This is a genomic window from Bacillus sp. ISL-51, assembly GCF_018613535.1.
GTDB lineage: Bacteria > Bacillota > Bacilli > Bacillales > Bacillaceae > Bacillus.
This window is the reverse complement of record NZ_JAGGQB010000009.1, coordinates 126864-152880: the sequence shown is the minus strand read 5'-3', so window position 1 is coordinate 152880 and position 26017 is coordinate 126864. Positions and strand designations below refer to the sequence as shown.

Here is a 26017-nt window from a genome sequence, read left to right as displayed (position 1 = left end):
CAAAATAAAGACTTATAAACATTTGCTGTTTCTTGTAAAGTTGGAATGAATAAAGAAATAGTGAAGAAAATCTATAGAGGTTCTATAAAGGTTTTATGCGTTGATTATTTAATACAGGGGAGAGAAGTAACAATGGCATATTTATATTTAGTACTCGCGATTTCAGGTGAACTTATTGGTTCTTCTATGCTTAAGGCAGCTGAAGGTTTCTCAAAACTTTACCCTACGATTGGTACAATTATTGCTTTTATAGGCTCCTTTTTCTTCTTGTCACTTGCAATGAAGACCATACCATTGAATACCGCCTATGCACTTTGGTCTGGAATAGGGATTATTGCTACCACAATAATTTCAATTTTGATTTGGAAAGAAAAAATTAACGTTGCCAGTGTTACAGGGATTGCTTTAATTCTTGCAGGAGTAGTAGTTTTAAATCTTTTTGGACCTGGTCACGGCGAAGCAGATAATGTTGAAAACGCAAGCCAAACAACAAACAATGAAAGTGATTGAGGCAGCGAAGTTTTATAGGTTTGATAGTGAGGTGTATAAAACCTCACTTTTTATTTTGTTAAGTGCTTTTGCGAACATGCCGCCTAAAGGGGACAATGACAGTAATGTCTTTTTTATAAAAAGAAAATACCGGCTGTTACACCGGTATCAGACGAAGTTTTGTGAGTCATTTGTGGTTTTTCTTCCTTTGAATTCGCAACAATTATGGTCATGAAAAACATTGATAAAAAAGAAAAACTGTGATAAATTGATATAGATACACTAATAGTGTATTTTTGTGTATATTATCCCTATTTTAATTATACAACATAAAATCCTTTTCAGTCAACCCCTATTTTTAAAAAAAGGGAGTGTTTTGATGTGAACATGGAGCAAGAACGAGTGGTCAGGATTCGTTTGGTATTGAGCGATAAATGGGAGGGAAAGAAATGAAACCATACGTACTAGAGTTTCGGGAGATCGATAAAACGAGACAAATGGCGGTCGGCGGCAAAGGGATGAATTTGGGCGAATGTTCGAGGATTGAAGGAATACTTGTGCCAGAAGGATTTTGTGTTACCACTGATGCATATAAAAGAGTCATTGGGAAAAATGAGGAGTTCCATCAATTACTGGACCAACTGGAAGATCAAAAAGTGGACGAACGAGAAAAAATCAGTGAAATTAGCAGGCAGATTCGTAAGCTGATTGAGGGGATCGGAATCGAAAAGGGGATCGAAGAAGAGATCGATCGATGTCTCTTAGTTTTTGGCTTCGAGCATGCATATGCCGTTCGTTCAAGTGCTACAGCTGAGGATCTTCCATTTGCCTCCTTTGCCGGTCAACAGGATACCTATCTAAACATCAAAGGGAAAGATGCAATTTTACAACATATTAGTAAGTGCTGGGCTTCACTATTTACTGACCGTGCTGTGATTTATCGAATGAAAAACGGATTTGATCATCGCAAGGTTTATCTGTCTGTTGTTATTCAAAGGATGATTTTTCCGCAAGCTTCCGGAATACTGTTTACAGCTGATCCAGTTACCTCAAACCGCAAAGTGCTGTCGATCGATGCCAGCTTTGGACTGGGTGAGGCGCTTGTCTCTGGCTTAGTGTCTGCGGACAATTATCAAGTGTGGGAAGGCAGGATTGTGGAGAAGAAGATTTCTGGCAAAAAGTTGGCTGTATATGCACGAAAAGAAGGCGGAACGGAGGAAAAGAAAATTGAGCCGGATCAGCAGAATCTATCGACCCTGTCAGAAGAGCAAGTGTTAGAGCTTGAAGGGATTGGCAGAAAGCTTGAGGCACATTTTGGCTGTCCGCAAGATATCGAATGGTGTTTGGCTGATGATACATTTTATATTGTCCAAAGTCGGCCAATCACGACTTTATACCCCATTCCTGAAGCAAATGATCAAGAAAATCACGTCTATGTATCTGTCGGTCATCAACAAATGATGACCGACCCCATGAAACCATTGGGATTGTCTTTATTCCTGTTAACAACTAATGCACCCATGTGTAAAGCCGGCGGAAGGTTGTTTGTTGATGTCACACAACAACTGGCTTCACCTGTCGGTAGAAACATTTTATTAAATGCCATGGGACAACACGATCCGCTCATGAAAGGCGCACTTATGAACATCATTGAGCGAGGAGATTTTATAACATCGTTGCCAAATGATAATAAAGCACCGAGTCCCGCTAGAGGCAATACAGATATACCGGCACAAATTGAAAACAATCCATCAATCGTTTCTGATTTGATTAAACGTAGTCAAACATCCATTGAAGAGTTAAAACAAAACATCCAAACGAAATCAGGAGCCGATTTAATTGATTTTATCCTAGAAGATATCCAGGAATTAAAGAAGATTTTATTTAACCCGCAAAGTTCGGGCGTGATTCGGGTTGCTATGGATGCCTCATTATGGATCAATGAAAAAATGAACAAGTGGTTAGGTGAAAAAAACGCAGCAGATACGTTTTCTCAATCTGTACCAAACAATATTACTTCGGAAATGGGTCTGGCGCTATTGGATGTCGCAGATGTGATTCGTCCTTATCCAGAAGTAATTGAGTATTTACAACATGTAAAAGATGATGCCTTTTTGGATGAGCTGGTTACATTTGATGGCGGACAGGAAACCCAAAACGCTATCAATGCTTATCTCAACAAATACGGAATGAGATGTGCCGGGGAAATCGATATTACGAGAACTCGTTGGAGCGAAAAACCGATTACACTTGTCCCGATGATTCTTGGTAATATCAAAAACTTTACGCCTAATGCCAGCCGGCGGAAATTTGAGCAAGGGCGCCAGGAAGCTTTGAAAAAAGAACAAGAGTTATTAGACCGATTGAAGCAATTACCGGATGGTGAACAAAAGGCTAAAGAAACAAAACGAATGATCGACATGGTCCGGGATTTCATAGGCTATCGGGAATATCCAAAATACGGTATGGTGAATCGCTACTTCGTTTATAAGCAGGCTTTGCTGAAAGAAGCTGAACAACTCGTTCAAGCGGGCGTTATTCATGACAGAGAAGATATATTCTATCTCACTTTTGAAGAACTTCACGAAGCCGTACGCACAAATAAACTGGATTACCAGATCATCAGCAAACGAAAAGACGAGTACAAATTATATGAAAAACTAACTCCGCCGCGTGTGATCACGTCAGACGGTGAAATCATTGCAGGTGAGTACAAACGAGAAAATCTCCCAACCGAAGCTATTGCAGGGCTGCCTGTTTCTTCCGGAGTGATAGAGGGACGAGCGCGTGTCATCTTAAACATGGAAGATGCTGTTCTGGAAGATGGAGATATATTAGTCACCTCCTTTACTGACCCTAGCTGGACACCATTGTTTGTATCCATAAAAGGTCTAATCACCGAAGTTGGCGGTCTGATGACCCATGGAGCAGTGATCGCACGTGAATATGGCTTACCGGCAGTTGTAGGTGTGGAGAATGCTACGAAGCTGATCAAGGATGGACAAAGGATCAGGGTGAATGGAACAGAAGGGTATATAGAAATACTATAATTCATGACATCAGTGCTTTGCGGTTATGGGAAGAACCCTGTCACTAGGACATTTAAGGGGCAATAACTGAAGGCCGATATGAAGTCTGTTAAGACATTGAACCCTAGTTTTCTGTTAAAAAGCGCAATTGTACAGCGATACAGGCAGAAAATGATTAACCTTTTTATAAAACCGAAACATAAATCTGCGATAAGAATCCATTTTGATTAATCTTTTGCCAAAATGGATCCTTTTACCATTAAAGCTGCATGAAATGATCATGGGCAATAAATCTCATTCACAAAGCTAATACCTCTGAGATCGAAATTTCCATTATCGGACAAAAAGTCATAATTAAAAGGGTGTAGTGGTTCCTCGTTGATAATAAAAATATAAACGAAAGATTAAAAAGAGGATTCCATAGATCTTTTAAACGTTTTTCTAATATATCAGCTTTTAATTGTTGGTTCTTTTTGCGAACGTGCTTCAAAGCAAAGGGGCTTCCTTAGGGTATGTTAAAATGTGATGTGGGATAGGTTATGAAGATTGTATTCACGGAGGTGTATTTGTGAAGTTAGATGAATTTACTGTTGGACAGGTTTTTCAAACTAAATTTTTTGAATTAACTAAAGAGAATGTAATGAATTTTGCAGAAGAATATGACCCGCAATACATGCATTTAGATGAAGAGAAAGCAAAAAGAGGCAAATTTAATGGAATCATTGCTTCTGGAATACAAACGTTAGCTATTACTTTTAAGCTCTGGATTGAAGAAGGGTGTCATGAAGACGATATTATTGCCGGAACAGGAATGAATAATATAAAATTCCTAGCACCCGTATATCCCAATGATAAACTGAGCACTATTGTAAAGGTTATTGATAAAAAACCAAATAAAAGTCAAACGGGGATACTTACTGTATCGTTATCTACTTATAATCATAAAGAGGAAAAAGTATTTGAAGGTGAGTTATCAGTATTAATTAAACGATAAACATTTCGATAAATAAACAGGAACTTAATAGAGTTCCTGTTTAATTTATTCTGTACTATGATAAGTCACTGGAGATCGTCCATTAATACCTTTAGTTTATCGTTTTGAAATAGATGTCAGCGATGTGACTTCTTTGGCTCTGTCAATTTGAAGCTATGCTGCACCATATCCTCAAGGGCCTCTTTCGAGAGGTTACCATCTAAAATAATGGTATTCCAGTGATCTTTATTCATATGATACCCGGGCTTTACCTCTTTAAAAATGCCACGCAGAAAATTGGCATGCTCAGGTTCGCATTTAAGGTTGACGCATAGATGACCATTAAGATTAAAGATAAGCGCAAACAACTTTTTATTACCATTGTGACGCATCGCTGTCCACCCTTCACCAAAAGGATAGTCTTTATAGGTGTCTGGATAAGTCAGACAGTAATCGATTATTTCATCCTTAGTCATAAATAGGCCGCCTCCATTTTTATAAACAATTAATGATAAAGACAAATGAGTCAATGATTCAAAGAAGCTGTAAATTATGGGATTGTGGATTTGAAAATTACATAATGAAAAAAAGAGCAGACGATTGTTATCAAGATCTAATGCAAAAAAATAAAGGTGATATGATACATATTATATATGACTAATATGTATCACTCTTCTTCTTCCCTTTCCCATTTGGCTGTGTTGAACTTTATTGTTTATAGTGTGAAAATGCAGTATGCGATACATCGTGAAGTAATCCTGCGATTTGTTTTTCTAAAGAACCGCCAAGTTTTTTTATTAGGAGCATTACGCCTATGGAATGTTTATACCTTGTTACATTCCACTTTTCATTAACAAAATAACTTGCTCCTCCTTGGTAAACACCTTTTAGTCTTTGTACTGGATTACTGAAAATAAGTTCTTCAAGAATGTCATCTATTAAATAATCATCATAAATATTATCTATTATCTTCATTTACTCTACACTCCTTTATGCATTAATTGCACTAACTTGATGGTCTAAGCCTTTGGGTAATCTGACAACTACGCCGCCAGTGACAGGTCGAATAGCCGATTGCTGACCGGAACGGACTTATTTCCGCGTTTTGTTCTCCCCAGAGGTTTTGATTGTTGGCAATTCAAGAGATTCAAAAGTGTTTTCCTCCTTTTGCAGAGAGACATAGGTCTTAACTGACTCATCAGGTCAATTTGAATGTTCAAAGCCATAAATGGTTAACTTATCTTTAAGATCTGCAATTCCTCGGTTCCAATCCTTTTATACAGCATGTCCTAAAATCCAATATCAGAGTGTGAGAAAAAACTTATCTAAATAAAAGCATGTTTTTAACTGAAAATATCTATTATGGTATATTTAAATAAGACAAAATATTTGAAACGAGGAATGATATGAATTCAATCGAAAAGCAAAAACACAAGAAATTCAAAGTGAAAAAGATCGTACAAGTCATCATGGTCATTATCGGCGGGATTATAGCGGCATATGGGTTAGAAACAGTATTGATTCCAAACAGTGTATCTGACGGAGGGGTGACCGGTCTTAGCATTGTCGGTTCACAACTATTTCATTTGCCGCTAGGGATCTTAATCGCAGCGATAAACATTCCGTTTGTCTGGTTAGGATATAAGCAAATTGGGAAAAGCTTTGCGTTATTATCAATTATCGGAATCGCATCACTCGCCGCCGGTACAAGTTTTTTTCACCACACTCCAGCTATCATAGAGGGCGATACTTTGTTAATAACCGTTGTGGGCGGGATTATTCTTGGATTGGGAATGGGGCTGGCATTGCGCAATGGCGGCGCATTAGATGGAATTGATATGCTTGCCGTGCTGCTATCCCGAAAATTACCGTTTGGAACGAGCGACCTCATTCTATTTCTAAACATTTTTGTGTTTATTTTTGTTTCTGTTGTATTCGGCTTACAAGGGGCGTTGCTTTCAGTTATTGCTTACTACATTGCGTCCAAAGTCATTCATGTTGTTGAGGAAGGGTTAAGCGGTTCTAAAACCTTTCAAATCATTACAACACAGCCTGAATTAATGGTTGAGACAATACGTGATGAATTAGGCCGAGGCGCCACCTATAAAGAAGCTTACGGCGGTTTTTCCAACGAGAAATTTAAAGAAATCACATGTGTCATCAACCGTTTAGAAGAAACCAAACTAAAGGAAATTATTAATGATATTGATAAACATGCCTTTGTTACCGTATATGACGTAGCTGAAGTGAAGGGCAGTAATTTTAGAAAACTTAATAATCATTAGAAAAAAACACAACTTATAATTAAAATGAGAGTTACCGTTTTAAACGGTGACTCTTTATCTTTTAAAGAGTACGGTGTAAGAAATCCAGGATATCTGCTTGTAATTCTTTATGATACTCCTCCCGATTAAACCCAACCGGATCTTGTGAAGGAGGAAATGCCTCATTTTGCATATGATCGGGAAAGGGGCTGAGGAATGAGAAATGTCCCCCGTTTTTCACAACTTTATGGTGAATTTTATTCTGATCGGAGATTCCTTTTAATACAAACTCAGCATGAAAAGATGGGGTGATGGTATCCTTTTCTCCTGTTATCATTAAGATAGGAATATCTGCTTTCTGCAGCGCTCCTTTTTCTCTGAACCATCCGGCTGCCGGAGCTAAAAGGATGATTGATTGAACACGGTCATCATGTACAATACGTAACGCGTGAGGCTTATGGTCTGATGATTCATGCGGAAAAGATGTGGGAACTCCCCCTGCTATCGCCAGTGCAGTATATCCCCCCATTGAATGGCCGATCAGGCAAATGGCATTTGATTTAATAAATGACGAATAGCTGCTCTTCTTTACTAGCCAGTCTATCACTGTGTATATCTGCTGAGGGCGGTTCCTTAGATTTTCCTCAGTCCCTGATAAGGTATTATCTTCCCGATTATTAAAAGGATGTTGAGGTATGACTGCTATGAATCCATTACGTGCAAGAAATTGAGCGATGGTTCGATAAGCAAACGGTGTGCTTCCGTCACCGTGAGAAATGATTACCAGCGGAAATGTTCCATTCGCAAGAGGAACATCTTTCGCTATTTTTAACTGATAAGGCCCTATTTGATTTGCTTTTTCTTCAGGGTGTGCAGGATACATCATCATCGTTGGAATAGTGATCTCATCGTGATCATTTTTTATATGCATAAACTGAAAACCTGCAGAGAACTGCGCATTTTCTCTATTTTTCAATTCCTTCATCTCCTTCTCCCATTGGAAAATCTACCTCAATGATACCAACCCGTTATGATAAGTAATATACCATTTTATTCTTGAACTCACTGATCTAAAATTTGTCACTATATTTATGAGCGGAATGGAAATAAAAACACGAATGAAATAAAAATACTTGCCAAAAAATAAAGCTGGGTGTATATTGTTGATATATCAAACATTGACTAGTCAATTAATTGCGCGTAAGAAAGTGGGGATGGGTTTTGACAACATGTTGTTCACAAGAAGCTGAGATTTTATATCAGCTGCAATGTTTGCATAAGGTGATTGGTACGAAATTTGAAGCATGCACCGGTATCAGTCAATCTCGCCTTGAGCTGCTCGCAGTGCTCTTTCACGTTGAGGAAATCAGTCAAAGCGATCTTCAAAAAAAGGTCAATATCGATGGCGCAGCCGTCACAAGGCACTTGAAACAGCTTGAAGCTAAGGGAATGGTAGCAAGAAGACGGAAGCCTGAGGACAACCGTATCATACTTGTCCGCCTGACCGGGCAGGGACGGGAGAGAATCGAGTCTTCCAAAAAAGAAAAGGAGCGTTTCATAAAGGAAATGCTGGAAGGTATCAGTACAGAAGAACGAAGTATGTTGAAAAATGTACTGTCACAGATGCAAAAAAATATAGAAAATATTAAGTCATAGAGGAGTGTTTTACACATGGAAACTGCATTAAAAACGAATGATTTTATGGAGATTATGAAAGGACGACGTTCCATTCGGAACTATGATCCAACGGTTAAAATCAGCAAAGAAGAGATGACTGAAATACTGGAGGAAGCAACTACAGCACCTTCTTCAGTCAATGCGCAGCCATGGCGTTTTCTGGTCATCGACAGCCCGGAAGGCAAAGAAAAACTAGCGAAGCTCGCCAGCTTTAATCAAACACAAGTCAGCACATCATCTGCCGTTATCGCAGTATTTGCAGATATGAACAATGCTGACTATTTAGAAGAAATTTATTCAAAAGCGGTAGAACTGGGCTACATGCCGCAGGAAGTAAAAGACAGACAAATAACTGCGCTGACTGCACATTTTGAAAAACTTCCGGCTCAAGTGAACCGTGAGACAATCCTGATCGATGGGGGTCTCGTTTCCATGCAGCTGATGCTTACGGCGCGCGCGCACGGCTACGATACAAACCCGATCGGCGGCTATGACAAAGAAAACATCGCTGACGTCTTCGGGCTGGAAAAAGAGCGTTATGTACCGGTTATGCTTCTGTCGATCGGAAAAGCGGCAGACGAAGGATATGCTTCCTACCGTCTCCCTGTTGAAAAAATCGCGCAATGGAAATAAATTTTCTAAGGTGAGGAGACCGAAAGGAGAGAGCCGGTGGAAATCGTTGCAGCTGTTTTAGTCGGAGTTGTTGCTTTGGAGCATGTATTTATTATGATACTTGAAATGTTTTTTATCAATTCAAAGGCAGCAAAACGGTCTTTTAAATTGCCGAAGCATTTAGAAGGAGACCCGAATGTAGCCGTCATGTTTGCAAATCAGGGACTGTATAATGGATTTCTAGCTGCCGGACTCATTTGGGGGCTTATCCTCGGAGCTGCTCCGATTGGCCATATGATTCAATTGTTTTTCATCATTTGTGTGGTCACAGCAGCCATTTTCGGTGGATTTACATCCAATAAATCAATTATTGTGAAACAAGGTCTTCCGGCTATTTTGGCTCTGGTTTTCCTTTAATTGGTGATGTAGACATATCGTAAAAGATCATAGTTGAGGAGGGCTTCTAAAAGGGAAGCCCTCTTTTTTTATTTTCACGTTTACAGAAAAATACTCACCGCTGAATAGATGAGCAGCAAACACATCACAATTCGAAAGGCTTTATCGCGTTTCTCGAAGAGATTTTTAAAAACAGAACCGAACCCTGCCCACAGCAGTAAAGCCGACCAGCCCAGAATAATGGCTAATATGAGATAAAACATGATCGATTTGAGCGCATGATGAAATGGTAATATAAAAACGCTCATCAATGTTAAAAAGAATAAAATGCTCTTAATATTGATCATTTGAAGTATAAATCCTGATAGAAAAGATGAGCGCGTTCCTTCAGAATCCCCCTCTGCTTTTTTTGGTAAACAGACTTGCCATGCCAAATAGAGCAGATAAACTGCACCAGCTATTTTAAAGTATGGCTCCACAACGGGGATCCAATTGTATACATTCATTGTAAACATACCGCTGAGAATGCCAAGCACTGCAAACCCTGACAGGATGCCGCTATTAAAACGCCATGAACCGATAAATCCTGCCCTTCGCGCTTCATTCATCATTAAGATATTGCTTGGACCGGGTGTAACGGATGTCATTATGACATATGAAAGAAAAGCTATGATACTCATTGAATCACCTTCACTTACTAATGTTTTCGGGCAGTTTTTATTGTATGATAAGGACAAATATAAATAAAATTGAAATATAAAAAAGCATTATTAATTTTTTCGATACTTCTTAGAGGAGAAATAATATGGAGATCAGACATCTTATCACATTCCAGGCTATTGTAGATAAGGGAAGCTATACAGGAGCAGCTGCGAAGTTAGGTTATACGCAATCGACGATTACCACTCATATTCAAGCGCTTGAACAGGAAATCGGGGGAGCATTATTTACGTATGAAAAAAGGAATTTGAAGCTGACTCCTTTAGGGGGAGAATTGATACCTTTAGCTGAAGATTTACTTTCGACCCATGACAAGATCAAGAATATGCAAAGCATTCACGAGGTCAAGGGAGTCCTAAAAGTTGCGGCACCAGAGTCTTTAACAATCTCCAGACTGGGACCGATTATCCGGGAATATTCCTTGAAGTATCCTAACGTCAACATTATATTAAGCAACGGAACATGCGGACAGAATCAGGTGGAATTATTAAGCGGGCGTGTGGATATTGCATTTATGGTTTATCCGGAGATACAAATAGAAAAATGCATTCATTACTCCTTACGGGAGGAGAAAATCGTCCTTGTGGCCGGCAGTGATGCACCTGACCATTTTGACGACTATAAACAAAACAATAAGCATTTTTTTATTACAAATGAAGAAGGCTGCAGCTATCGGTCAATGTTTGAAAAATATCTTGTGAAGCACGACATCCATAATCTGCAAACAATGGAATTATGGAGTATAGAAGCAATAAAACAAACGGTTATGAGCGGACTCGGTTTTTCTGTTTTACCCTATGTAACGGTGAAAGAAGAAGTGGAGGCAGGTAAACTGAAAATCCTTCATCAATCTGAGAGCTTCGATCGGCTTTATTCTCATATGTTAGTGAAAAAGAAAAAATGGCAGCTGCCGGCAGCAGAAGCTTTTGTGTCACTTGTTCTTGAGTCGTTTGGTGACATGTAAGGTCGTGATAGTTTATGGGTATATTTTGTAAATACTGAAAATGAGATTCTTTATAAAGCCGATGCTAACGAGCATCGGCTTGTTTGTCTATCAAGATTCGTCATTTATCGTATTGTGAGGCGGTGCCATCAGCTAAAATGTTCGATAACATGCTGCTTGAATTTTTCAGCAACAGGTGACAAAAATCTACCTTCTATCCAAGCAACACCAATGATGCGCTGGCATGTTGGCCAGCTGATACGTATTTTTGAGAGGTTGCTTTGATCCAGGCCTTTTAAATCAGGCAGGATAGAAATACCGAGACCAGAGGCTGTGAAACCGGCTGCGGTTGCAGCCTCTTCGCTTTCAAACATAATGTTCGGGTGAATTCCTGCCTGATCAAACAGTTCATCTATCGTGATTCGAAGTGCATAGCCCTTTTTCAATAAAATAAAAGGCTCCTCTGCGATTTCATTTAATGTGATACTTTCATAATTGGCCAGTCGGTGCCCTTTTGGTACATATAAAAAGAGTTCTTCGCTCCATAATTGTACCCATCGAATAGACTTTTCAGGTTTGATGGATGCGAGGAGACAGAGGTCCAGTTCGCCTTCTTTAAGCTGATCAAGAAGCCAATAAGAATGATTTTGTCTTAATGTAATGTCAATTCCGGGGTATTTTTGCTGAAATGTTTTGATGACATCCGGAACCAGGGCCGTCCCAAGTGTATGTAAAAATCCGAGCGATACTTCTCCTTGATTCGGCTGTAAAAGTGCCTGAATTTCCTCTTTCCCATCACTAAACTCTTTCATCATAGCTTGAACCCGCCTTAAAAACATATTCCCGTACTTGTTTAACTTAATCGAACGGCCTTGCCGATCAAAAAGCGGAGCTCCTAAGTGATTCTCTAATCGGGCAATAGAACGGGAAAGGGCAGGCTGCGATATTGATAAAAGCTGTGCGGCTTTCGTTACATGCTCGGTTTGCGCAAGTGTCTGAAAATATTCAAGCTGTTCCCACTCCAAGAACATCACCTCTTTCTTTCGTATAACTCATAGGCATTATAAATATTTATATAATGCATTATACATCATAAGGGATCGGTGTTATATTTTGCAAAAAAGATGGATGGTTGAGAACCAGATGACATATATTCAAAAAGGGACTCCGGCTTTTAACGTTAACGAAGTAACCCTTTCTTTTCTTTGCGATGCAGGCATCAAACGATCTTTCATAGTAACGAATGGCTATCAAGTTGAACCTCATTTCAATCGTAAATTTACATCTTCAAGATGGTTATCAGAGTATCCTTTCTGCTTATAAAGCCTAATAGATGGAGTTAACTTCACGTCAATATGCTTTTGAAAGCAGAACATTCGATAATAAGAAGAGGCGAATCGAATAAAGCATCAGGGCTTTCTCAGTTAAAATGGAGAAAACCGTACAAAGCAGGAAGTAACGTGGTATAGTAAGGGAACATGCGTTTGTTTAATAGGAAGGGGAGGGTTATGTGGGGCATCTCGCATTACAGCTGTATGACTATCATATCTGGGCAAATAAACAAATCTTCAGTCGGCTCAAAGAGCTTCCAAATGATGTGTATCATCAAGAGGTTGAAAGTGTGTTTCCATCGATAGCCGGTGTACTGGCTCATGTATATCTGTCAGATTTATGGTGGATTGACGTGTTTTCAGGCAAACGTCCGGAGGATACGCTGAGGTCAGCGGAAGAGCGAAAAGAGGAAATCATGTCCAAGGATATAGAAGAGATGGAAGCGATGTTTTTGGAATTATCAGCCCGATACAAATCGTTCCTTCAGCAGGATGATAATATCAATCAGCCTCTTGTGATAGAACATCCTTCCGGTGACATCATGAAGACCGCCGTGTCCGATATGGTACTCCATGTTGTGAACCACGGAACGTATCACCGCGGCAATATAACAGCGATGCTCCGACAGGCGGGCTATGCTTCTGTTCCGACAGATTACGGCGTTTATTTATATGTAAAAACAAAGGAAGAGTAAGAAAGACAGTCATGACGACTGTCTTTTTTCTTTTATCCGAAGCGGTTTATACACTTTTACATAAACCCACAGCGCATTCAGCAGCAATGCGCTGGTGATGAGAAATACAATATTTGATTCCTTAATAAGCGGCCGCCTGCCCGCCTAACATTGAGCCCGTAAATACGCCGAGATACCCCGCAGATCGTAAAGCCGAACACTCTGCCTGTGAGGGCCTCAGGCGTTATTTTTTTAACGAGGTTATTGATGGACGGTTCAGCCCTGCCATGGCCAGCCCTAGTAAAAATCGGAGTGTGGGGAACTCCCGCGGTTCTGTGATAAACGCTTGCGAAATCATGATGATTCCTATTTCAGCGTTAACTGAGTCATTATAAGCAGCAAAAAAGCCAAATCATATGAGTGATTTGGCTTTTTTGCACATTTTTAAGACATCTCTTGCAGACGCTTTAAACTGTTTTTCCAATTCGCTTCAATTGCTTCTAGAGCAGCATCGGCATCTTGTTTTTCGATCGCGCTGATGATGTTTGAGTGCTCGTTATACGATCTGGTCAACGCATCATCTTCGCTGAAATAACGAATTTCCATTCTTTGTATTTTCACTTTCAGGCTCACAAGCAGTTTGTGAAGCTCAGGGTTGTCCGCCTGCAGGGTGATGTAATGATGAAAAGCGTTATCTGCTTCGAGAATGGCTAATTTATCGCCTTCTTTCAATGTTTGAAGCAGATTTTCATTAAGCTGTTTCAGTTCTTGGATAACTGCGGCGGTCATATGCGAGAGGGCCTTTTGCAAAGCAAGTCTTTCGAGTGTCCAGACAATGGAATAGATGTTTTCCGCTTCTTTTAATTCAATTGGAGCCACCAGCGTCCATCTGTTTGCTTTTGTTATGACCAATCCGTCATCTTCCAATCGCAATAAGGCTTCCCGTATCGGAGTGCGGCTGATTCCCAATGTTTCCGACAATTCCTTGTCCTTTAACTTCGTTTCTGGCTTAAGCTTGCCCGATATGATCCAATTTCTGAGTGTATGGTACACTTCGTCCCGCATAATGGTTCTTTTTAACACAGGTTCTTTTTTTGGATTACTCAATTGAACACCTCATGAATCGTAATATACTGCATATATTACTTGCATTTTACCACAGTCCAAAGGCTGTTAAGAAATGAGAGGTGATGTCTAAGAATGAATCGAGCCGAAGTGCTTCACCTCAATATTCTGAAACTCGGCGGAACCGCCTTCAGAAAAGAGGGTGATTCTTTGGTCCTCGGATTTCGGAAAGACTTCATTTGTGAAAACGGTTTTTCCATCGTCCGCAAAGACTTCAATGCTTGTTTTGTCCACGAGGATTTTCAGATGTACGCGCCGTTTGTTTTCATCAAAGGGAGCTTTGCTTTCGGCGTATGTCCCGCTTTTGTCGGGCTGATCTGTAAACGCTCTGTTGACATAAGCATAGCCGTCTTCCGCTGAAATACCGACGTCAATGTGCCGCTTTTGGTCTTCCGATTCTCTGAGTCTTACGCCCGCGTTTTTGATATCTGACCAAGCCATATCCATCTCCAGCTGATACGCGGTGCCTTTAATTTGCAATGTTTCAGAGCCGTTCACCGTCATGTCTTCTATTTTGTCAGTAGAAGAGGTTAATTGACTCAATGCTTCAACGGGCTCTGAGATGAGGCTGTATGAGCCGCCGTCCTGGTGCTGAAGGCGGATTTCACGGACGATGGAGTCTGTGCCGTTAAAGCCGTTCTTTTCGGTCGGCGTCTCATTTGGATAATCCCAATTGTTCATCCATGCCAGCGCATACCGTTTTGTTAATGGATCTGTGCTTTTGCCGTCTTCGAATGTGACCCCGCCGTACCAGTCAAAGCCGTCATCCAGCCATTGCGGTTCGGATTGATCAGCAGCAAATTCTTTTCCGTCAAAGTTTCCGGTCCAATAGGCGTACGTATTCGGTTTGCCCTGCGGTTTGCCGTTTGCGCTCGCGCCGAGAATCCACTTGTACGTCCCGTCATCTGCCCGCATCATATAAAGGTCGGGGCATTCAACAAGGCCGATCTCCTGTGTAACAAAGCCGCCTGTATAATGCCAATCCTTTAAATCGGGAGATTCATAAAAGCCGATCTTCTCGCCTTCAGCCATGGCCATCACCCATTTTCCGTCCTTTTCATCCCAAATGACTTTCGGGTCCCGGAAATCCTTTGTGCCCGGATTTTTCATAATCGGCTGATCACTATAGGATGTAAATGTTTTTCCTTTATCCGTGCTGTACCATAAATATTGCTCCTGGCTTTTGGTTTTTGCGGAGGGCTGCGTCACAATTGCCACAAGCGTGTTTTTGCCGAAACCGGCCGTGTTGTCTTTATCAATGACGACAGAACCGGACCAAATGTCGCCGTTTTTATTTGTATATTTAGGAATGGCTACACCTTCATCTGTCCAGTGTACCAAGTCCTCTGATACGGCATGCCGCCATTCTGTGCCGTTTCCGTCCGGGTAATCTCGGTTATAAAGATAGTAGTAATGATATTTCCCCTCAAAAAAAATCGGTTTTTGGGGATCGTTTTTCCATTTGTCCGGGGTTGTAAAATGGTATGCCGCCCGGTAGTCCGTCTCTTGCGTTGGTTTTGTTTTTGAAGGGTGATTGCCTTTGTGCGGCAGTAAGCCGACAAGCAAGAATGCCCCCAAAAACACAAGTGCTGTTATGGACCATTTTCGTGCCATTATTCATTCACCGCTTTGTTGAGAAATAAAAGAAAATGCCAATGGAGTATCGGCATTTTCTTTTTTCTTTATTATTAGTTGACCGTCAGCTGTCCTTGTTCAAGAATGCTGTTTTTAACAACAGACGTTTTCTTTCCTTTAATATTCATTAAGAAGCTTGGCGCAAATGTTGCCTGCTTGTCTGCAAAGAAGCCTCTGTTTGTCATGTAGCTTGTGATGACGACATTATTTCCTTTTGCTTGAGGTACTGCAAAGTGAGAGTAAGTAAAGGTCACGTCGTTAGGATCAAGATCCATTTTCAGCACAAGGCCTGTTTTGTTCAGCGGTTTGTATGGACCCGTTAAGGAATTAGATACATAACCCAGCATATAAATGTCGTTTGATGTAATGCCGTCGATTGTCATTTTTGATCCTCGTGAATCAGTGAACAAATACCATTTGCCGTGCATTTTGAAGACATTCGCGCGTTCGATTTCATCTGTTACCGTATTAGAAGTAATCAGCGGCTTCATCACTTTTTTCAGTGTGTAGTCGTCGTTTAATTCAACGATGCCGAGTGCGCCGTTCGCTAATTCAGCATCACGTTTTTTAGCGCTCTGCTGAAGCTTCTGACTTTCCTTGCGGAAGAAGTTTGTGCTGCCGCCATAGTATGCTTTGTTAAATAAAGACTCTTCGCCTTGGTATCCGTCTTCTGTTCCCGTGTTGGCTTCGAATACAAGGTATTTATGGCCTTTGTCTTCGACATAGTGAGGGTCTCTCAGCGTATGGTTGTCGCCGGATGTATAATTCCCTTCGTCGATAAACTGCTGAACGTTCTGATATGTTTTGCCGTCGCCGTCAAAAATCGTTTTATGATCTTCCACTCCGTTGATATTGAGCGTGTCATCGGATTTTGATACATTTACCTGCGCCGTTGTCAGACTTTGTTTACCGTAATTTTTACCGGAAAAGTCAGTGTAGAATAAACGGATTTTACCGTCGGATGTAAATGTTGCAGATCCTGACCATTCTTGCGTCTGGTCTTTTAGGATCGAATCATTTGCATCGAATTTATCGCTGTCTTTAAAGACGCGGCCCGCATTTTTCCAGCCGTCAATCGAGTTGTCTCCGACCTTTTGATAAAACATGTAGATCGATGTGTCATCAGCGTCTTTCGGACTGCCGGCAAGAGCAAATACGATGTGGTATCCGTTGTATTCAGCGACTGTTCCGTCAGCGTTTTGCAGCGGCCAGCTATCCCAGACATCCAAGCCTTTTGCGGAAGAAATATTTTTAATCGTTGATTGATCAAATTGAGGCACTTGATATTTATCGCTTTTTTGCTGTTCAGGGATTTTCAGCATATCATGGCGTGTAATATGAGATACGCCGTACGTTTCTTTGTATGCTTTTTGGTTATTTTCTTTCGCAAAGGTTTGAGTAGCGCCCCCTGCCAGCAGTGCAGTCGTAAAGGTTAGAACTGTTGCTTGTTTTACAATTTTTTTGATGTTCATCATTCATGTCTCCTTTTCATGTACCGTTTTGGCGATCTGCTTTTCCAGCCCTCCTGCTTTCTTAGATGACAGGTCAGTTACACAAAAAAAGACCTAAAATATGTAAGGGGTGACGCCAAAGAATACACTTTGCCCTTAACACATTTTAGGTCTTGCCTGCTTAATCAGTAACAATCCTGCATTATTTGCTTTTCGAACTCATTCTATTAGACTCTGATTCGGATGACAACTGGTCTATTTACCTCTTTTGCATTGATAGGAAATGAAAAAAGCCCTTGTAATATATGGGTCAATGAGACTATTGGTTTTTGATTACGCGACAAAAGCCTCTCTAAACAAGAGAGGTCATTTTTGCTTCTTTATGGATAATAAAGCGATTGTACCTAAAATCAGCAGTGTCCCAAGCCACTCCGATAATCCAAAGGGCACGTGCAGCCATATGACCGCTAAAAAGGCTGCGGACAGCGGCTCTGCACAGGCGAGCAGGCTGGTTTCAGAGGCGCTCAAATATTTCAGGCTTTCCAGGTAGCAATAGAAAGCGATGAGTGTTCCAAAAATGATAATAAACACTATGGCTGCATAAGCGGACAGTGACCATTGACCTTCAAAATTCCACGGCTGGCGGACAAAGCTGAGCGCGATTCCGCCGATCAGCATGCCCCATCCGACTACGATAGCTGATCCCCATTTCTTCAGAAGCCGGTGTGGCTGCAATGTATAGAATGCCAGTGCAAAAGCCGAGCTGATACCCCAAAAGATTGCCCAGCCGGACATGGACAGGCTGCGGACATTACCGTGTGTCACAAGGATAAATGTGCCTAAAACGGCCAGCAAAACAGCGAGCAGCTCTTTTCCTGAAGGAAGCCTTTTTGAATGAAGCGCTAAAAAACAAGTGATAATGGCAGGTCCTAAATATTGAAGGACGGTAGCGGTGGCCGCATTCCCGTGCTGAATAGCCGCAAAATAGGTGTATTGAACGCCTAGCATACCGAAAATACCGAATAAGAGAAGAGAAAATCCGTCTCGTTTGTCCTTCCAGACAGACCAGATGCGCCGTTTTTCTTTTCGGTAAGCAATCCCCAGCAGCAATATGCCTGACATCAATAAACGCACTGAGGTTAACCACTCTGTATTAAAATGATGGTGCTGAAATAGATACTGGGCGACCGTTCCCGAAACGCCCCATAATATAGCCCCGGTAAGCACCAGCACAATTCCCGTTGTTCGTGAGTAAGAAATAGCTGCGTTTTTTTCCAATATAAAATCCCCCGTACATCGTGTTGCGGCGGCTGTATTTACAGATTATGAAAATCCGCCCTTTCATGTGATATATTATATATCACATTTCACACGCAGTCAAAATGATTTTGAGCTTCAGCTTCTTGTTGAATCTGACGCTGCGTTATAGCCTGCACTTGATTCATCTTCAGAAAGGAGTGAGGCATATGGAAGCTTATCCGATGCCTATGTTTGCCAAGCTGACAGTTAGGATGTGAAAAAATTGATTCAATGGCATAGAAAGGTTCTTCATTTTGCGGCTGTTTCTGAGCTGACGGACGATGATGGGAATGTCGTAATGGCTCACATAAGAAGGAAGAAATATCAGGATCTGGTGCTAGTGCTTGGTGACACTCACGGTGCTTCCCAAGAGGAGAGAGTGATTCTTCAGTTTGCTGCAGATGACGTGGATGCGTTTGTGAAGAATGCCGGAGCCAACGTCATAGAAGGACCTGTTATCCGGCCTTGGAACGCCCGGGAACTGGTTTTGAAAGGTACGTGCTGACGTTCTCAATGAGAGTGGATCATGAGTAAACGTTTCATGATGTGATTGACGAAGTGACCGGCTCATCATACGAAGGATACACAAAAAAACACCCCAGCGGGATAGCCGGGGTGTCTGTCATTTATTCTGCAATCGCATCTGTTAAGACAGGAACAACTTGTTTCTTTCTGGAAACAACGCCTTTTAACAGAGCTGTGTTGTTTTCTAAAGTGACGTTGAACGCTTTTTCCACTTTTGACGCTTGATCACCGAGGGCAAGCGCGAGTGAATCGTTTTCCAGGATATCTGTAATCACAAGAAGGAACAGGTCAAGGCTCTTTTCAGCGATTACTTTTGAAAGAGCTGCTTCTAATTCCGGCTGGCGCTTTCTCACGTCTTCAATATCCACTGTGTTAACTTGAGCGATTTCGACTTTTTTGCTGCCGAGTGTGAATTCTTTCGCATCAAGAGAAATCAGTTCTTCCACTGTTTTTTTGCTTAAGTCAGCGCCTGCTTTCAGCATGTTTAAGCCGTACTCCTCCGCATCAACGCCGGCAATGGCAGCAAGTTCTTTTGCAGCTGCGACATCTTGGTCAGTGCAGGTCGGGGATTTGAACAATAGAGAATCAGAAATGATCGCTGACAGCATAAGTCCTGCGATTTCTTTTTCGATCGTTACGTTATGCTCTTTGAACATTTTGTTAAGGATTGTAGCCGTACAGCCGACCGGTTCCGCTCTGTAGTAAAGCGGCTCGCTCGTTTCGAAGTTCGCGATTCGGTGATGGTCGATCACTTCAAGCACTTGAACGTCTTCGATGTCCTTGATGCTTTGCTGGCGTTCATTATGGTCAACGAGAATAACGCCGTTTACTTCGTTTGCCGCTGTTTCGACAAGGCGAGGGCTTTCTTGCTTGAAGTAATCAAGCGCGTATTTCGTTTCTTCATTTACTTGGCCGAGTCTGACCGGTTCAGCGTTTACGCCGAGCTTGTTTTTGAGGTTTGCATAGGCAATGGCAGAGCAAATGGTATCAGTGTCTGGGTTTTGATGTCCGAAAATAAGAATTTTTTCCATAATAACTCCTTGTCCTTTTTAAAGTAGTGTAAACATTCTTTTTATAGTTTAACACGTCTTGCGGAAGGTGTAATCTTCAAAACCTTAAAATTTGATGTGAAAAAGGAGCATTTTTGTTGTGAGGAACAGGGTGATGCGAGTAAAATACTGGGTAAGTCAGATGCTAAACAGCATATAGTATCAAAAAAGGTACTATGGAGGATGAGAGATGAACATTTATCCGAATAAAGAAGGATGTCCGGTTGAATTGACGCTTTCCGTGATCGGCGGGAAATGGAAAGGGATTTTGTTTTATCATATGATCGGCGGAAAAAAGCGATTTAATGAATTTCGGCGCATCTGCCCCAGCATTACGCAGCGTATGCTTACGCTTCAGCTTCGGGAGCTTGAAGCGGACGGCATCGTGCATCGTGAGGTGTATCAGCAAGTGCCCCCAAAGGTGGAATATTCGCTTACCGAGTTTGGCAGGTCGCTTGAGCCGATCGTGCTGCAAATGAAAAAATGGGGAGACGCCAACAGAGAGAGTCTCGAATCGTATCGGAAAAAAACGGTCCCTCAGAATCAATCCGCCCAAAAATAAGAAGCAGCAAAGGAATACGTTTCCTTGCTGCTTCATTTTATTTCATAGCAATAGCTTTTCTCGCATTTCTGACATCGTTTCTCAGCAATTCACTGAGATTGTATGCCGGGTATTGGCTGTGTTCTTCCATATAATCAAAGACCATTTGGTGCCACTTTATGGCCGCGTTTAAATGTTTGACGAAGACATTTCTCAATTGCGGTGTGGCTGTCTCTGTAATGGCCCAAGCATAACTGCGTACAGACGTCTTGGCCATACTCAGCAGGCCGCCGCTGTAAAAAGAGGAATCGGCGCGTTCCTCGGTTTCATCTTCACGAAAGCCGGGAGCCTCCGGGAAAAACGGGAGAAGCTCTCTCAAATTTTGTTCAAGCGATTGGATGGAAAATCGGTAAAGCTGTTTTAACCTGGCATCGCTTACTTCGCGTTCCGTTCTTTTTAACTTCACAAGTCCGTTTGCCTGAAAAGCGACCAACTCATGCATCTCTAACGTTTCATGCCATGCCAATGTTCTCCGCTCAGTCATGTAAGAATCTCCTTTATCAATCATTTTCAATATCAGCATATGCCCCGGAGCCAATGTTGTTCATGATGTTTTGAAGTTTTCAGAAAGGGAAATTCATTGTAAAGGAAAAACGAAATAGAGGTGAAATGATATGTGGGACATGATAAAGAACTTTTTCCTTTTCAGCAGCGGGGTGTTACAGGCAACCACTCTTTTACTCGTCATTATTGTATTGTTATATGTACGGAAAACGAAAAAGAAAAATCGAGATACCTCTGGTTTCATGGATGATCAGGATAACTGATACAACGGGCATTCTTTCACTGGAATGTCCGTTTGTCTGTTCAGATGTTTCACATGGAACATTGCGCTTATTTGTGCTGATTTTACTTGCGATTTCGACTTATGTTAAAATATAAACGTGTATTTTAGAGAGTTTATGGAAAAATCAGGTCTTATAAGAAACGTTGCGGCGTCAAAAGAGCAGTCGTCTAAGCTGCTCTTTTCTATTCGTATGTTGTGAGCGATACGAGGTTTGAGGTGAGTAAGTGAAAAATACAAGGGCTTTAATGGAAGGCGCTATTTTAATCAGTATTTTTGCAATCATTTCGCTTTTGATTGTATACATCCCTTTATTAGGAGTGGCTCTTTTCTTTGCTTTACCGCTGCCAATCATTCTCTACACCATTCGGCACGGACTGAAGCTGGGAATGTGGATGAGTATTGTCAGTCTTCCTGTTGTGTTTATTGTCAGTTCGTTCAATGGTCTTGCCGGGGCATTTATGGCAGCGTGTGCTGGAATCGCGATGGGGTATTTTTTTAAGAAGAAACAGCCCGGATACGCGGTGGCGGGCGGAGCTATTGCTTATGTGCTCTGTATCGTCGCTTATTTTGTGATCAGCATACTGGTTTTTAATATGAATGTGATTGATCAAACAATGATTCAGCTTCGGCAGTCACTGTCTCTGACAGAATCCATGGTAAAACAAATGGGTTATGAAGGCCAGATGGGAGAGCAATTGGAGCTGATGGAAAAGCAGTTGGGCACTGTTCAATATCTTTTTCCGACAGCCATCGTGATGGCAGGCGTTGTCTTTTCTTTCCTCAGTTATTTTATCGCACGGCCGCTCTTAAGGCGATTCTCCCCTGATCTTCCGAATATCAAGCCTTTTAGAGAGCTGAAATTCCCGCAAAGTGTTGTGATTTTGTATTTTATTGTGATGATATTAGGATTTCTGCCTTTGGAAAAAGGCCATATGCTGTATTCCGTTTCATTAAATGGGGGATTTATTCTCAGCTTGCTGATTTGTATTCAAGGGTTAGCGTTTATTTTCTTCTATTGCCATGAGATGAAGATGCCGAAGGCGGTTCCGGTGATTGCGATTGTTATCGGTTTACTCTTTCCGGTCATTATGTCAGTGTATCTCCTCTTAGGCATTATAGACATAGGCTTTAACATAAGAAATAAGGTGACGCGAAATTGAGTGTGACTTACAGGTGGGGAGTTGATAGAAATGCCTAGTTTTTATGAAAAACCGTTGTTTCGGTATCCCATCTATGCATTGATTGCATTATCAATCATCATAATCCTCATCAGCTTTTATTTTAACTGGATCATAGGAGCCGTTGGTGTTTTACTGCTCGCCGTTATTTTGTATTTCATTAAACGTGCCGATTCTCTGATCAGAAAAGAGATTGACGACTATATATCCACGTTATCCTATAGGTTGAAAAAAGTAGGCGAAGAGGCATTAATGGAGATGCCTATCGGGATTATGCTGTTTAATGATCAATATTACATTGAATGGGCCAATCCTTTCCTGTCTTCCTGCTTTAATGAAAGCACGCTTGTCGGGCGCTCGCTGTACGATACGTGTGAGGCGGTCGTGCCGCTGATTAAGCAAGAGGTCGATTCGGAAACGATCACGCTGAATGAACGAAAGTTTAAAGTGGTGATCAAAAGAGATGAGCGCCTGCTGTATTTCTTTGATGTGACAGAACAAATTCAGATCGAGAAGCAGTATGAAAATGAAAGAACCGTTTTGGCATATATCTTTTTGGATAACTACGATGATGTCACACAGGGGCTGGATGACCAAACGAGAAGCACGATGAACAGCCAGGTCACCTCCTTATTGAACGCATGGGCGCAGGAGTTTGGGATTTTCCTGAAACGGACGTCCTCGGAGCGGTTTATCGCTGTGTTAAATGAACACATTTTAACCGAGCTTGAAAACGCCAAATTTTCGATTTTAGACGAAATTCGTGAAAAAACATCCGTTCACAGTGTGTCCTTGACGCTGAGTATCGGAATCGGCGCATCGGTTTCTTCTTTGAAGGAGCTTGGTGATCTGGCACAATCCAGCTTAGATTTAGCGCTTGGACGCGGAGGCGATCAAGTTGCGATTAAGATGCCGAACGGCAAGGTAAAATTTTACGGCGGGAAAACGAATCCGATGGAGAAGCGCACAAGGGTTCGCGCCCGAGTGATTTCTCACGCGCTCAAGGAAATCGTCTCAGAAAGCAGCAATGTGATTATTATGGGGCATAAGTTTCCTGATATGGATTCTATCGGGGCATCGATCGGGATTTTGAAGGTGGCGCAGGCTAACGGCAAAGACGGGTATATCGTCATTGACCCGAACCAAATCGGGTCCAGCGTTCAGCGCCTAATTGAAGAAATTAAGAAATATGAAGAGCTGTGGTCGCGGTTTATCACGCCGGAAGAGGCGATGGAAATCTCAAATGATGACACGCTGCTGGTAGTGGTGGATACACATAAACCGTCGCTTGTGATGGAAGAGCGTCTTATGAACAAAATAGAACATATCGTCGTGATCGATCACCACCGAAGAGGCGAAGAGTTTATCAAAGATCCGCTGCTCGTCTATATGGAGCCGTACGCATCTTCAACTGCCGAGCTTGTCACAGAGCTGCTTGAATATCAGCCGAAGCGCCTGAAAATCAATATGATTGAAGCAACGGCCCTGTTAGCTGGTATAATAGTGGATACGAAGAGCTTTTCCCTTCGCACGGGCTCGCGCACCTTTGACGCTGCTTCTTATTTAAGAGCGAAAGGCGCTGACACGGTTTTGGTGCAGAAAGTCCTCAAAGAATCGGTCGGTTCTTATATTAAACGGGCGAAGCTGATCCAGCATACATCTCTTTATAAAGATAACATTGCGATTGCTTCTCTTCCCGAGAATGAAGAGGAGTACTTCGATCAAGTGCTGATCGCGCAGGCTGCTGATTCCCTCTTATCCATGAGTGAGGTGGAAGCCTCATTTGCCGTGGCGAGGCGGGATGAGAACACGGTGTGCATCAGTGCGAGATCGCTTGGCGATGTCAATGTGCAGATTATTATGGAGGCGCTGGAAGGCGGAGGGCATTTAACCAATGCGGCGACCCAGTTATCAGGCATTTCAGTTTCAGAAGCGCTTGATCGGCTGAAGGATGCCATTGAGGAATATTTTGAAGGAGGCGTTCAGAGATGAAGGTTATTTTCTTACAAGATGTAAAAGGTAAAGGAAAAAAAGGCGAAGTCAAAAACGTAGCAGACGGTTATGCACATAACTTTCTCATTAAAAAAGGCCTCGCTGTTGAAGCAAATGCATCGAGCATCAGCGCATTGAACGGACAGAAAGAAAAAGAGAAAAAAGAAGCGATTGCGGAGCTGGAACAGGCGAAGGATTTAAAAGAAACGCTTGAAAAGCTTACGGTTGAGCTGAGTGCCAAATCCGGAGAAGGCGGCCGCCTATTCGGGTCTGTCACAAGCAAACAGATTGCAGAAGAGCTTCAAAAAACGCACAAGATTAAAGTGGATAAGCGGAAACTTGAGCTGCAAGACGGTATCCGCGCACTGGGCTATACAAACGTTCCTGTAAAGCTGCATCCTGAAGTTCAGGCTGTACTGAAGGTTCACGTAAAAGAGGAAGCGTAACATATATGAAGTGCGAAGCTTAAATAAAGAAGGAAAAATAATGAAAAACCCGCCGGTCTCGGCGGGTTTTTTCATGTCTGCAGACGGGGCGCAGTCTGGAAATGATGAGAATGCTTCATTTCTGATGGTTGCGGAATTGCATATTGTAATAAATCATGACAAAGGAGTGTTGATATGAAGCGTTTTTTTCCTGAAAACTTCTTTTATAACCCGGAGAATAAAAAGGTGCTGGAAGACTATCGGCTGATCGGAGATGGAAAAGACGGGGAAGTCTATCGCCTAACGCATAACAAATGCTTAAAGTACTTTTTTAAAAAAGAGACATACAAGAAGGAATTGGAAGCTCTGAAGATCGGGCAAACTTCCCCGGTGATTCCCCGGCTGTATGAATACGGAGATTATTATATTGTGATGGAATACGTCCAAGGCACTTCCCTCGCCCGCCATATCAAAAAAGAAAAATTCCTATCCTTAAAACTAACAGCTGACATTTTAGATATGCTGGATGAATTAAAAAACCTCGGTTTTACCAGATGGGATGCCGAAATCAGGCACATTCTAATCAACGAACACGGTGATCTTAAAGTGATCGACCATAAAAGGGCTTTTTCCACCGTTGCCCAAGTTCCTGTAAAACTATTAAAAGGATTAGGGAAATACGGCTTGGCGGATGATTTTTTGCACAACATGAAAAAATTGAATCCGTCCCGTTACAGGGAATGGCAGCGGCAGCTGTAAGTTTCTGAAAATCCGCATATGTAAGTTGCCTTTTTTGGGGGTAATCATATGATATTTGTAATATTTGTTGGTGGAGTGTGGAA

At 41.7% G+C, this 26017-nt stretch carries 26 protein-coding genes and 1 pseudogene; 16 read left to right on the top strand and 11 right to left on the bottom strand.

Annotation, left to right across the window (positions count from 1 at the left end):
- The first annotated feature begins 132 nt into the window (after positions 1-132).
- The 3 genes from emrC (at position 133) to J7E26_RS13810 (ending at position 4512) form a co-directional block, all read left to right on the top strand.
- Complete coding sequence (gene emrC, locus J7E26_RS13820) at positions 133-510, top strand: DMT family transporter (RefSeq protein ID WP_214800302.1); 378 nt, start codon at positions 133-135, stop codon at positions 508-510.
- Between the two features lie 428 nt (positions 511-938).
- Entirely contained in the window at positions 939-3539 is a 2601-nt protein-coding gene (gene ppsA, locus J7E26_RS13815; RefSeq protein WP_214813565.1) for a phosphoenolpyruvate synthase, read from the top strand.
- A gap of 547 nt (positions 3540-4086) precedes the next feature.
- The gene (locus J7E26_RS13810) at positions 4087-4512 is read left to right on the top strand and encodes a MaoC family dehydratase (protein WP_214800300.1); all 426 of its coding nucleotides are present in this window, start codon (positions 4087-4089) and stop codon (positions 4510-4512) included.
- Between the two features lie 116 nt (positions 4513-4628).
- Here J7E26_RS13810 and J7E26_RS13805 read toward each other — a convergent pair whose 3' ends face one another.
- Complete coding sequence (locus tag J7E26_RS13805) at positions 4629-4967, bottom strand: MmcQ/YjbR family DNA-binding protein (RefSeq protein WP_214800299.1); 339 nt, start codon at positions 4965-4967, stop codon at positions 4629-4631.
- 244 nt (positions 4968-5211) lie between these two features.
- A pseudogene (locus tag J7E26_RS13800) lies at positions 5212-5466 on the bottom strand (HD domain-containing protein); the annotation flags it as partial.
- Between the two features lie 431 nt (positions 5467-5897).
- On the opposite strand from J7E26_RS13800, the gene J7E26_RS13795 reads away from it, so the two are divergent.
- Positions 5898-6776 (top strand): YitT family protein, encoded by an 879-nt coding sequence (locus J7E26_RS13795; protein ID WP_214800298.1) that lies wholly within the window; start codon positions 5898-5900, stop codon positions 6774-6776.
- A gap of 61 nt (positions 6777-6837) precedes the next feature.
- On the opposite strand, the gene J7E26_RS13790 is transcribed toward J7E26_RS13795, so the two are convergent.
- Positions 6838-7740, bottom strand: a complete 903-nt coding sequence (locus J7E26_RS13790; RefSeq protein WP_214800297.1) for an alpha/beta hydrolase family protein — start codon at positions 7738-7740, stop codon at positions 6838-6840.
- 209 nt (positions 7741-7949) lie between these two features.
- Here J7E26_RS13790 and J7E26_RS13785 point away from each other — a divergent pair, with 209 nt between their 5' ends.
- The 3 genes from J7E26_RS13785 to J7E26_RS13775 are packed head-to-tail and all read left to right on the top strand — an operon-like array spanning position 7950 to position 9461.
- The gene (locus J7E26_RS13785; protein ID WP_251034545.1) at positions 7950-8411 is read left to right on the top strand and encodes a MarR family winged helix-turn-helix transcriptional regulator; all 462 of its coding nucleotides are present in this window, start codon (positions 7950-7952) and stop codon (positions 8409-8411) included.
- Positions 8412-8426: 15 nt separating this feature from the next.
- Positions 8427-9065 carry a nitroreductase family protein gene (locus J7E26_RS13780; protein ID WP_214800295.1) on the top strand — a complete coding sequence of 213 codons (639 nt, stop codon included), beginning with the start codon at positions 8427-8429 and terminating at the stop codon, positions 9063-9065.
- Positions 9066-9101: 36 nt separating this feature from the next.
- The gene (locus J7E26_RS13775) at positions 9102-9461 is read left to right on the top strand and encodes a DUF1304 domain-containing protein (RefSeq protein WP_214800294.1); all 360 of its coding nucleotides are present in this window, start codon (positions 9102-9104) and stop codon (positions 9459-9461) included.
- Positions 9462-9541: 80 nt separating this feature from the next.
- Here J7E26_RS13775 and J7E26_RS13770 read toward each other — a convergent pair whose 3' ends face one another.
- Positions 9542-10120 (bottom strand): LysE family translocator, encoded by a 579-nt coding sequence (locus J7E26_RS13770; protein WP_214800293.1) that lies wholly within the window; start codon positions 10118-10120, stop codon positions 9542-9544.
- 125 nt (positions 10121-10245) lie between these two features.
- Here J7E26_RS13770 and J7E26_RS13765 point away from each other — a divergent pair, with 125 nt between their 5' ends.
- Positions 10246-11124 carry a LysR family transcriptional regulator gene (locus tag J7E26_RS13765; RefSeq protein WP_214800292.1) on the top strand — a complete coding sequence of 293 codons (879 nt, stop codon included), beginning with the start codon at positions 10246-10248 and terminating at the stop codon, positions 11122-11124.
- A gap of 128 nt (positions 11125-11252) precedes the next feature.
- On the opposite strand, the gene J7E26_RS13760 is transcribed toward J7E26_RS13765, so the two are convergent.
- Entirely contained in the window at positions 11253-12128 is an 876-nt protein-coding gene (locus J7E26_RS13760; protein ID WP_214800291.1) for a LysR family transcriptional regulator, read from the bottom strand.
- Between the two features lie 485 nt (positions 12129-12613).
- On the opposite strand from J7E26_RS13760, the gene J7E26_RS13755 reads away from it, so the two are divergent.
- Positions 12614-13129 (top strand): DinB family protein, encoded by a 516-nt coding sequence (locus J7E26_RS13755; protein ID WP_214800290.1) that lies wholly within the window; start codon positions 12614-12616, stop codon positions 13127-13129.
- 423 nt (positions 13130-13552) lie between these two features.
- Here the strand turns inward: J7E26_RS13755 and J7E26_RS13750 are convergent, their stop codons facing one another.
- The 4 genes from J7E26_RS13750 to J7E26_RS13735 all read right to left on the bottom strand — a co-directional run bounded on the left by J7E26_RS13750 (position 13553) and on the right by J7E26_RS13735 (position 18600).
- A complete protein-coding gene (locus J7E26_RS13750) occupies positions 13553-14215 on the bottom strand; it encodes a GntR family transcriptional regulator (RefSeq protein ID WP_214800289.1) in 663 nt (220 codons plus the stop codon).
- An 87-nt stretch (positions 14216-14302) separates the two neighbouring features.
- A complete protein-coding gene (locus tag J7E26_RS13745; RefSeq protein WP_214800288.1) occupies positions 14303-15847 on the bottom strand; it encodes a glycoside hydrolase family 32 protein in 1545 nt (514 codons plus the stop codon).
- Positions 15848-15921: 74 nt separating this feature from the next.
- Positions 15922-17340 (bottom strand): glycoside hydrolase family 68 protein, encoded by a 1419-nt coding sequence (locus J7E26_RS13740; protein WP_214800287.1) that lies wholly within the window; start codon positions 17338-17340, stop codon positions 15922-15924.
- A 345-nt stretch (positions 17341-17685) separates the two neighbouring features.
- Complete coding sequence (locus tag J7E26_RS13735; protein ID WP_311379507.1) at positions 17686-18600, bottom strand: DMT family transporter; 915 nt, start codon at positions 18598-18600, stop codon at positions 17686-17688.
- A 241-nt stretch (positions 18601-18841) separates the two neighbouring features.
- On the opposite strand from J7E26_RS13735, the gene J7E26_RS13730 reads away from it, so the two are divergent.
- Complete coding sequence (locus J7E26_RS13730) at positions 18842-19123, top strand: VOC family protein (RefSeq protein WP_214800286.1); 282 nt, start codon at positions 18842-18844, stop codon at positions 19121-19123.
- A gap of 121 nt (positions 19124-19244) precedes the next feature.
- On the opposite strand, the gene J7E26_RS13725 is transcribed toward J7E26_RS13730, so the two are convergent.
- Entirely contained in the window at positions 19245-20174 is a 930-nt protein-coding gene (locus J7E26_RS13725; RefSeq protein ID WP_214800285.1) for a manganese-dependent inorganic pyrophosphatase, read from the bottom strand.
- 208 nt (positions 20175-20382) lie between these two features.
- On the opposite strand from J7E26_RS13725, the gene J7E26_RS13720 reads away from it, so the two are divergent.
- Positions 20383-20754, top strand: a complete 372-nt coding sequence (locus J7E26_RS13720; protein ID WP_214800284.1) for a winged helix-turn-helix transcriptional regulator — start codon at positions 20383-20385, stop codon at positions 20752-20754.
- Between the two features lie 37 nt (positions 20755-20791).
- On the opposite strand, the gene J7E26_RS13715 is transcribed toward J7E26_RS13720, so the two are convergent.
- The gene (locus J7E26_RS13715) at positions 20792-21277 is read right to left on the bottom strand and encodes a spore coat protein (RefSeq protein WP_214800283.1); all 486 of its coding nucleotides are present in this window, start codon (positions 21275-21277) and stop codon (positions 20792-20794) included.
- A gap of 130 nt (positions 21278-21407) precedes the next feature.
- Here J7E26_RS13715 and J7E26_RS13710 point away from each other — a divergent pair, with 130 nt between their 5' ends.
- From J7E26_RS13710 to J7E26_RS13690, 5 genes are all read left to right on the top strand, one after another.
- Positions 21408-21560 (top strand): hypothetical protein, encoded by a 153-nt coding sequence (locus tag J7E26_RS13710; RefSeq protein WP_214800282.1) that lies wholly within the window; start codon positions 21408-21410, stop codon positions 21558-21560.
- Positions 21561-21804: 244 nt separating this feature from the next.
- Complete coding sequence (locus J7E26_RS13705) at positions 21805-22740, top strand: YybS family protein (RefSeq protein WP_214800281.1); 936 nt, start codon at positions 21805-21807, stop codon at positions 22738-22740.
- A gap of 30 nt (positions 22741-22770) precedes the next feature.
- Positions 22771-24750 carry a DHH family phosphoesterase gene (locus J7E26_RS13700; protein WP_214800280.1) on the top strand — a complete coding sequence of 660 codons (1980 nt, stop codon included), beginning with the start codon at positions 22771-22773 and terminating at the stop codon, positions 24748-24750.
- Positions 24747-25196, top strand: coding sequence for a 50S ribosomal protein L9 (rplI, locus tag J7E26_RS13695; RefSeq protein ID WP_214800279.1), 450 nt, complete (start codon positions 24747-24749; stop codon positions 25194-25196). The genes J7E26_RS13700 and rplI overlap by 4 nt, the downstream gene beginning before the upstream one ends.
- Positions 25197-25370: 174 nt before the next feature.
- The gene (locus tag J7E26_RS13690) at positions 25371-25934 is read left to right on the top strand and encodes a protein kinase family protein (RefSeq protein ID WP_214800278.1); all 564 of its coding nucleotides are present in this window, start codon (positions 25371-25373) and stop codon (positions 25932-25934) included.
- The last annotated feature ends 83 nt before the right edge of the window (positions 25935-26017 follow it).

Bases quoted from the DNA above. Each gene is read 5' to 3' on its own strand.
- emrC (WP_214800302.1), top strand. From the start codon at position 133: ATGGCATATTTATATTTAGTACTCGCGATTTCAGGTGAACTTATTGGT.
- ppsA (WP_214813565.1), top strand. From the start codon at position 939: ATGAAACCATACGTACTAGAGTTTCGGGAGATCGATAAAACGAGACAA.
- J7E26_RS13805 (WP_214800299.1), bottom strand. From the start codon at position 4,967: ATGACTAAGGATGAAATAATCGATTACTGTCTGACTTATCCAGACACC.
- J7E26_RS13795 (WP_214800298.1), top strand. From the start codon at position 5,898: ATGAATTCAATCGAAAAGCAAAAACACAAGAAATTCAAAGTGAAAAAG.
- J7E26_RS13790 (WP_214800297.1), bottom strand. From the start codon at position 7,740: ATGAAGGAATTGAAAAATAGAGAAAATGCGCAGTTCTCTGCAGGTTTT.
- J7E26_RS13780 (WP_214800295.1), top strand. From the start codon at position 8,427: ATGGAAACTGCATTAAAAACGAATGATTTTATGGAGATTATGAAAGGA.
- J7E26_RS13770 (WP_214800293.1), bottom strand. From the start codon at position 10,120: ATGAGTATCATAGCTTTTCTTTCATATGTCATAATGACATCCGTTACA.
- J7E26_RS13765 (WP_214800292.1), top strand. From the start codon at position 10,246: ATGGAGATCAGACATCTTATCACATTCCAGGCTATTGTAGATAAGGGA.
- J7E26_RS13745 (WP_214800288.1), bottom strand. From the start codon at position 15,847: ATGGCACGAAAATGGTCCATAACAGCACTTGTGTTTTTGGGGGCATTC.
- J7E26_RS13740 (WP_214800287.1), bottom strand. From the start codon at position 17,340: ATGAACATCAAAAAAATTGTAAAACAAGCAACAGTTCTAACCTTTACG.
- J7E26_RS13725 (WP_214800285.1), bottom strand. From the start codon at position 20,174: ATGGAAAAAATTCTTATTTTCGGACATCAAAACCCAGACACTGATACC.
- J7E26_RS13720 (WP_214800284.1), top strand. From the start codon at position 20,383: ATGAACATTTATCCGAATAAAGAAGGATGTCCGGTTGAATTGACGCTT.
- J7E26_RS13715 (WP_214800283.1), bottom strand. From the start codon at position 21,277: ATGACTGAGCGGAGAACATTGGCATGGCATGAAACGTTAGAGATGCAT.
- J7E26_RS13710 (WP_214800282.1), top strand. From the start codon at position 21,408: ATGTGGGACATGATAAAGAACTTTTTCCTTTTCAGCAGCGGGGTGTTA.
- J7E26_RS13700 (WP_214800280.1), top strand. From the start codon at position 22,771: ATGCCTAGTTTTTATGAAAAACCGTTGTTTCGGTATCCCATCTATGCA.
- rplI (WP_214800279.1), top strand. From the start codon at position 24,747: ATGAAGGTTATTTTCTTACAAGATGTAAAAGGTAAAGGAAAAAAAGGC.
- J7E26_RS13690 (WP_214800278.1), top strand. From the start codon at position 25,371: ATGAAGCGTTTTTTTCCTGAAAACTTCTTTTATAACCCGGAGAATAAA.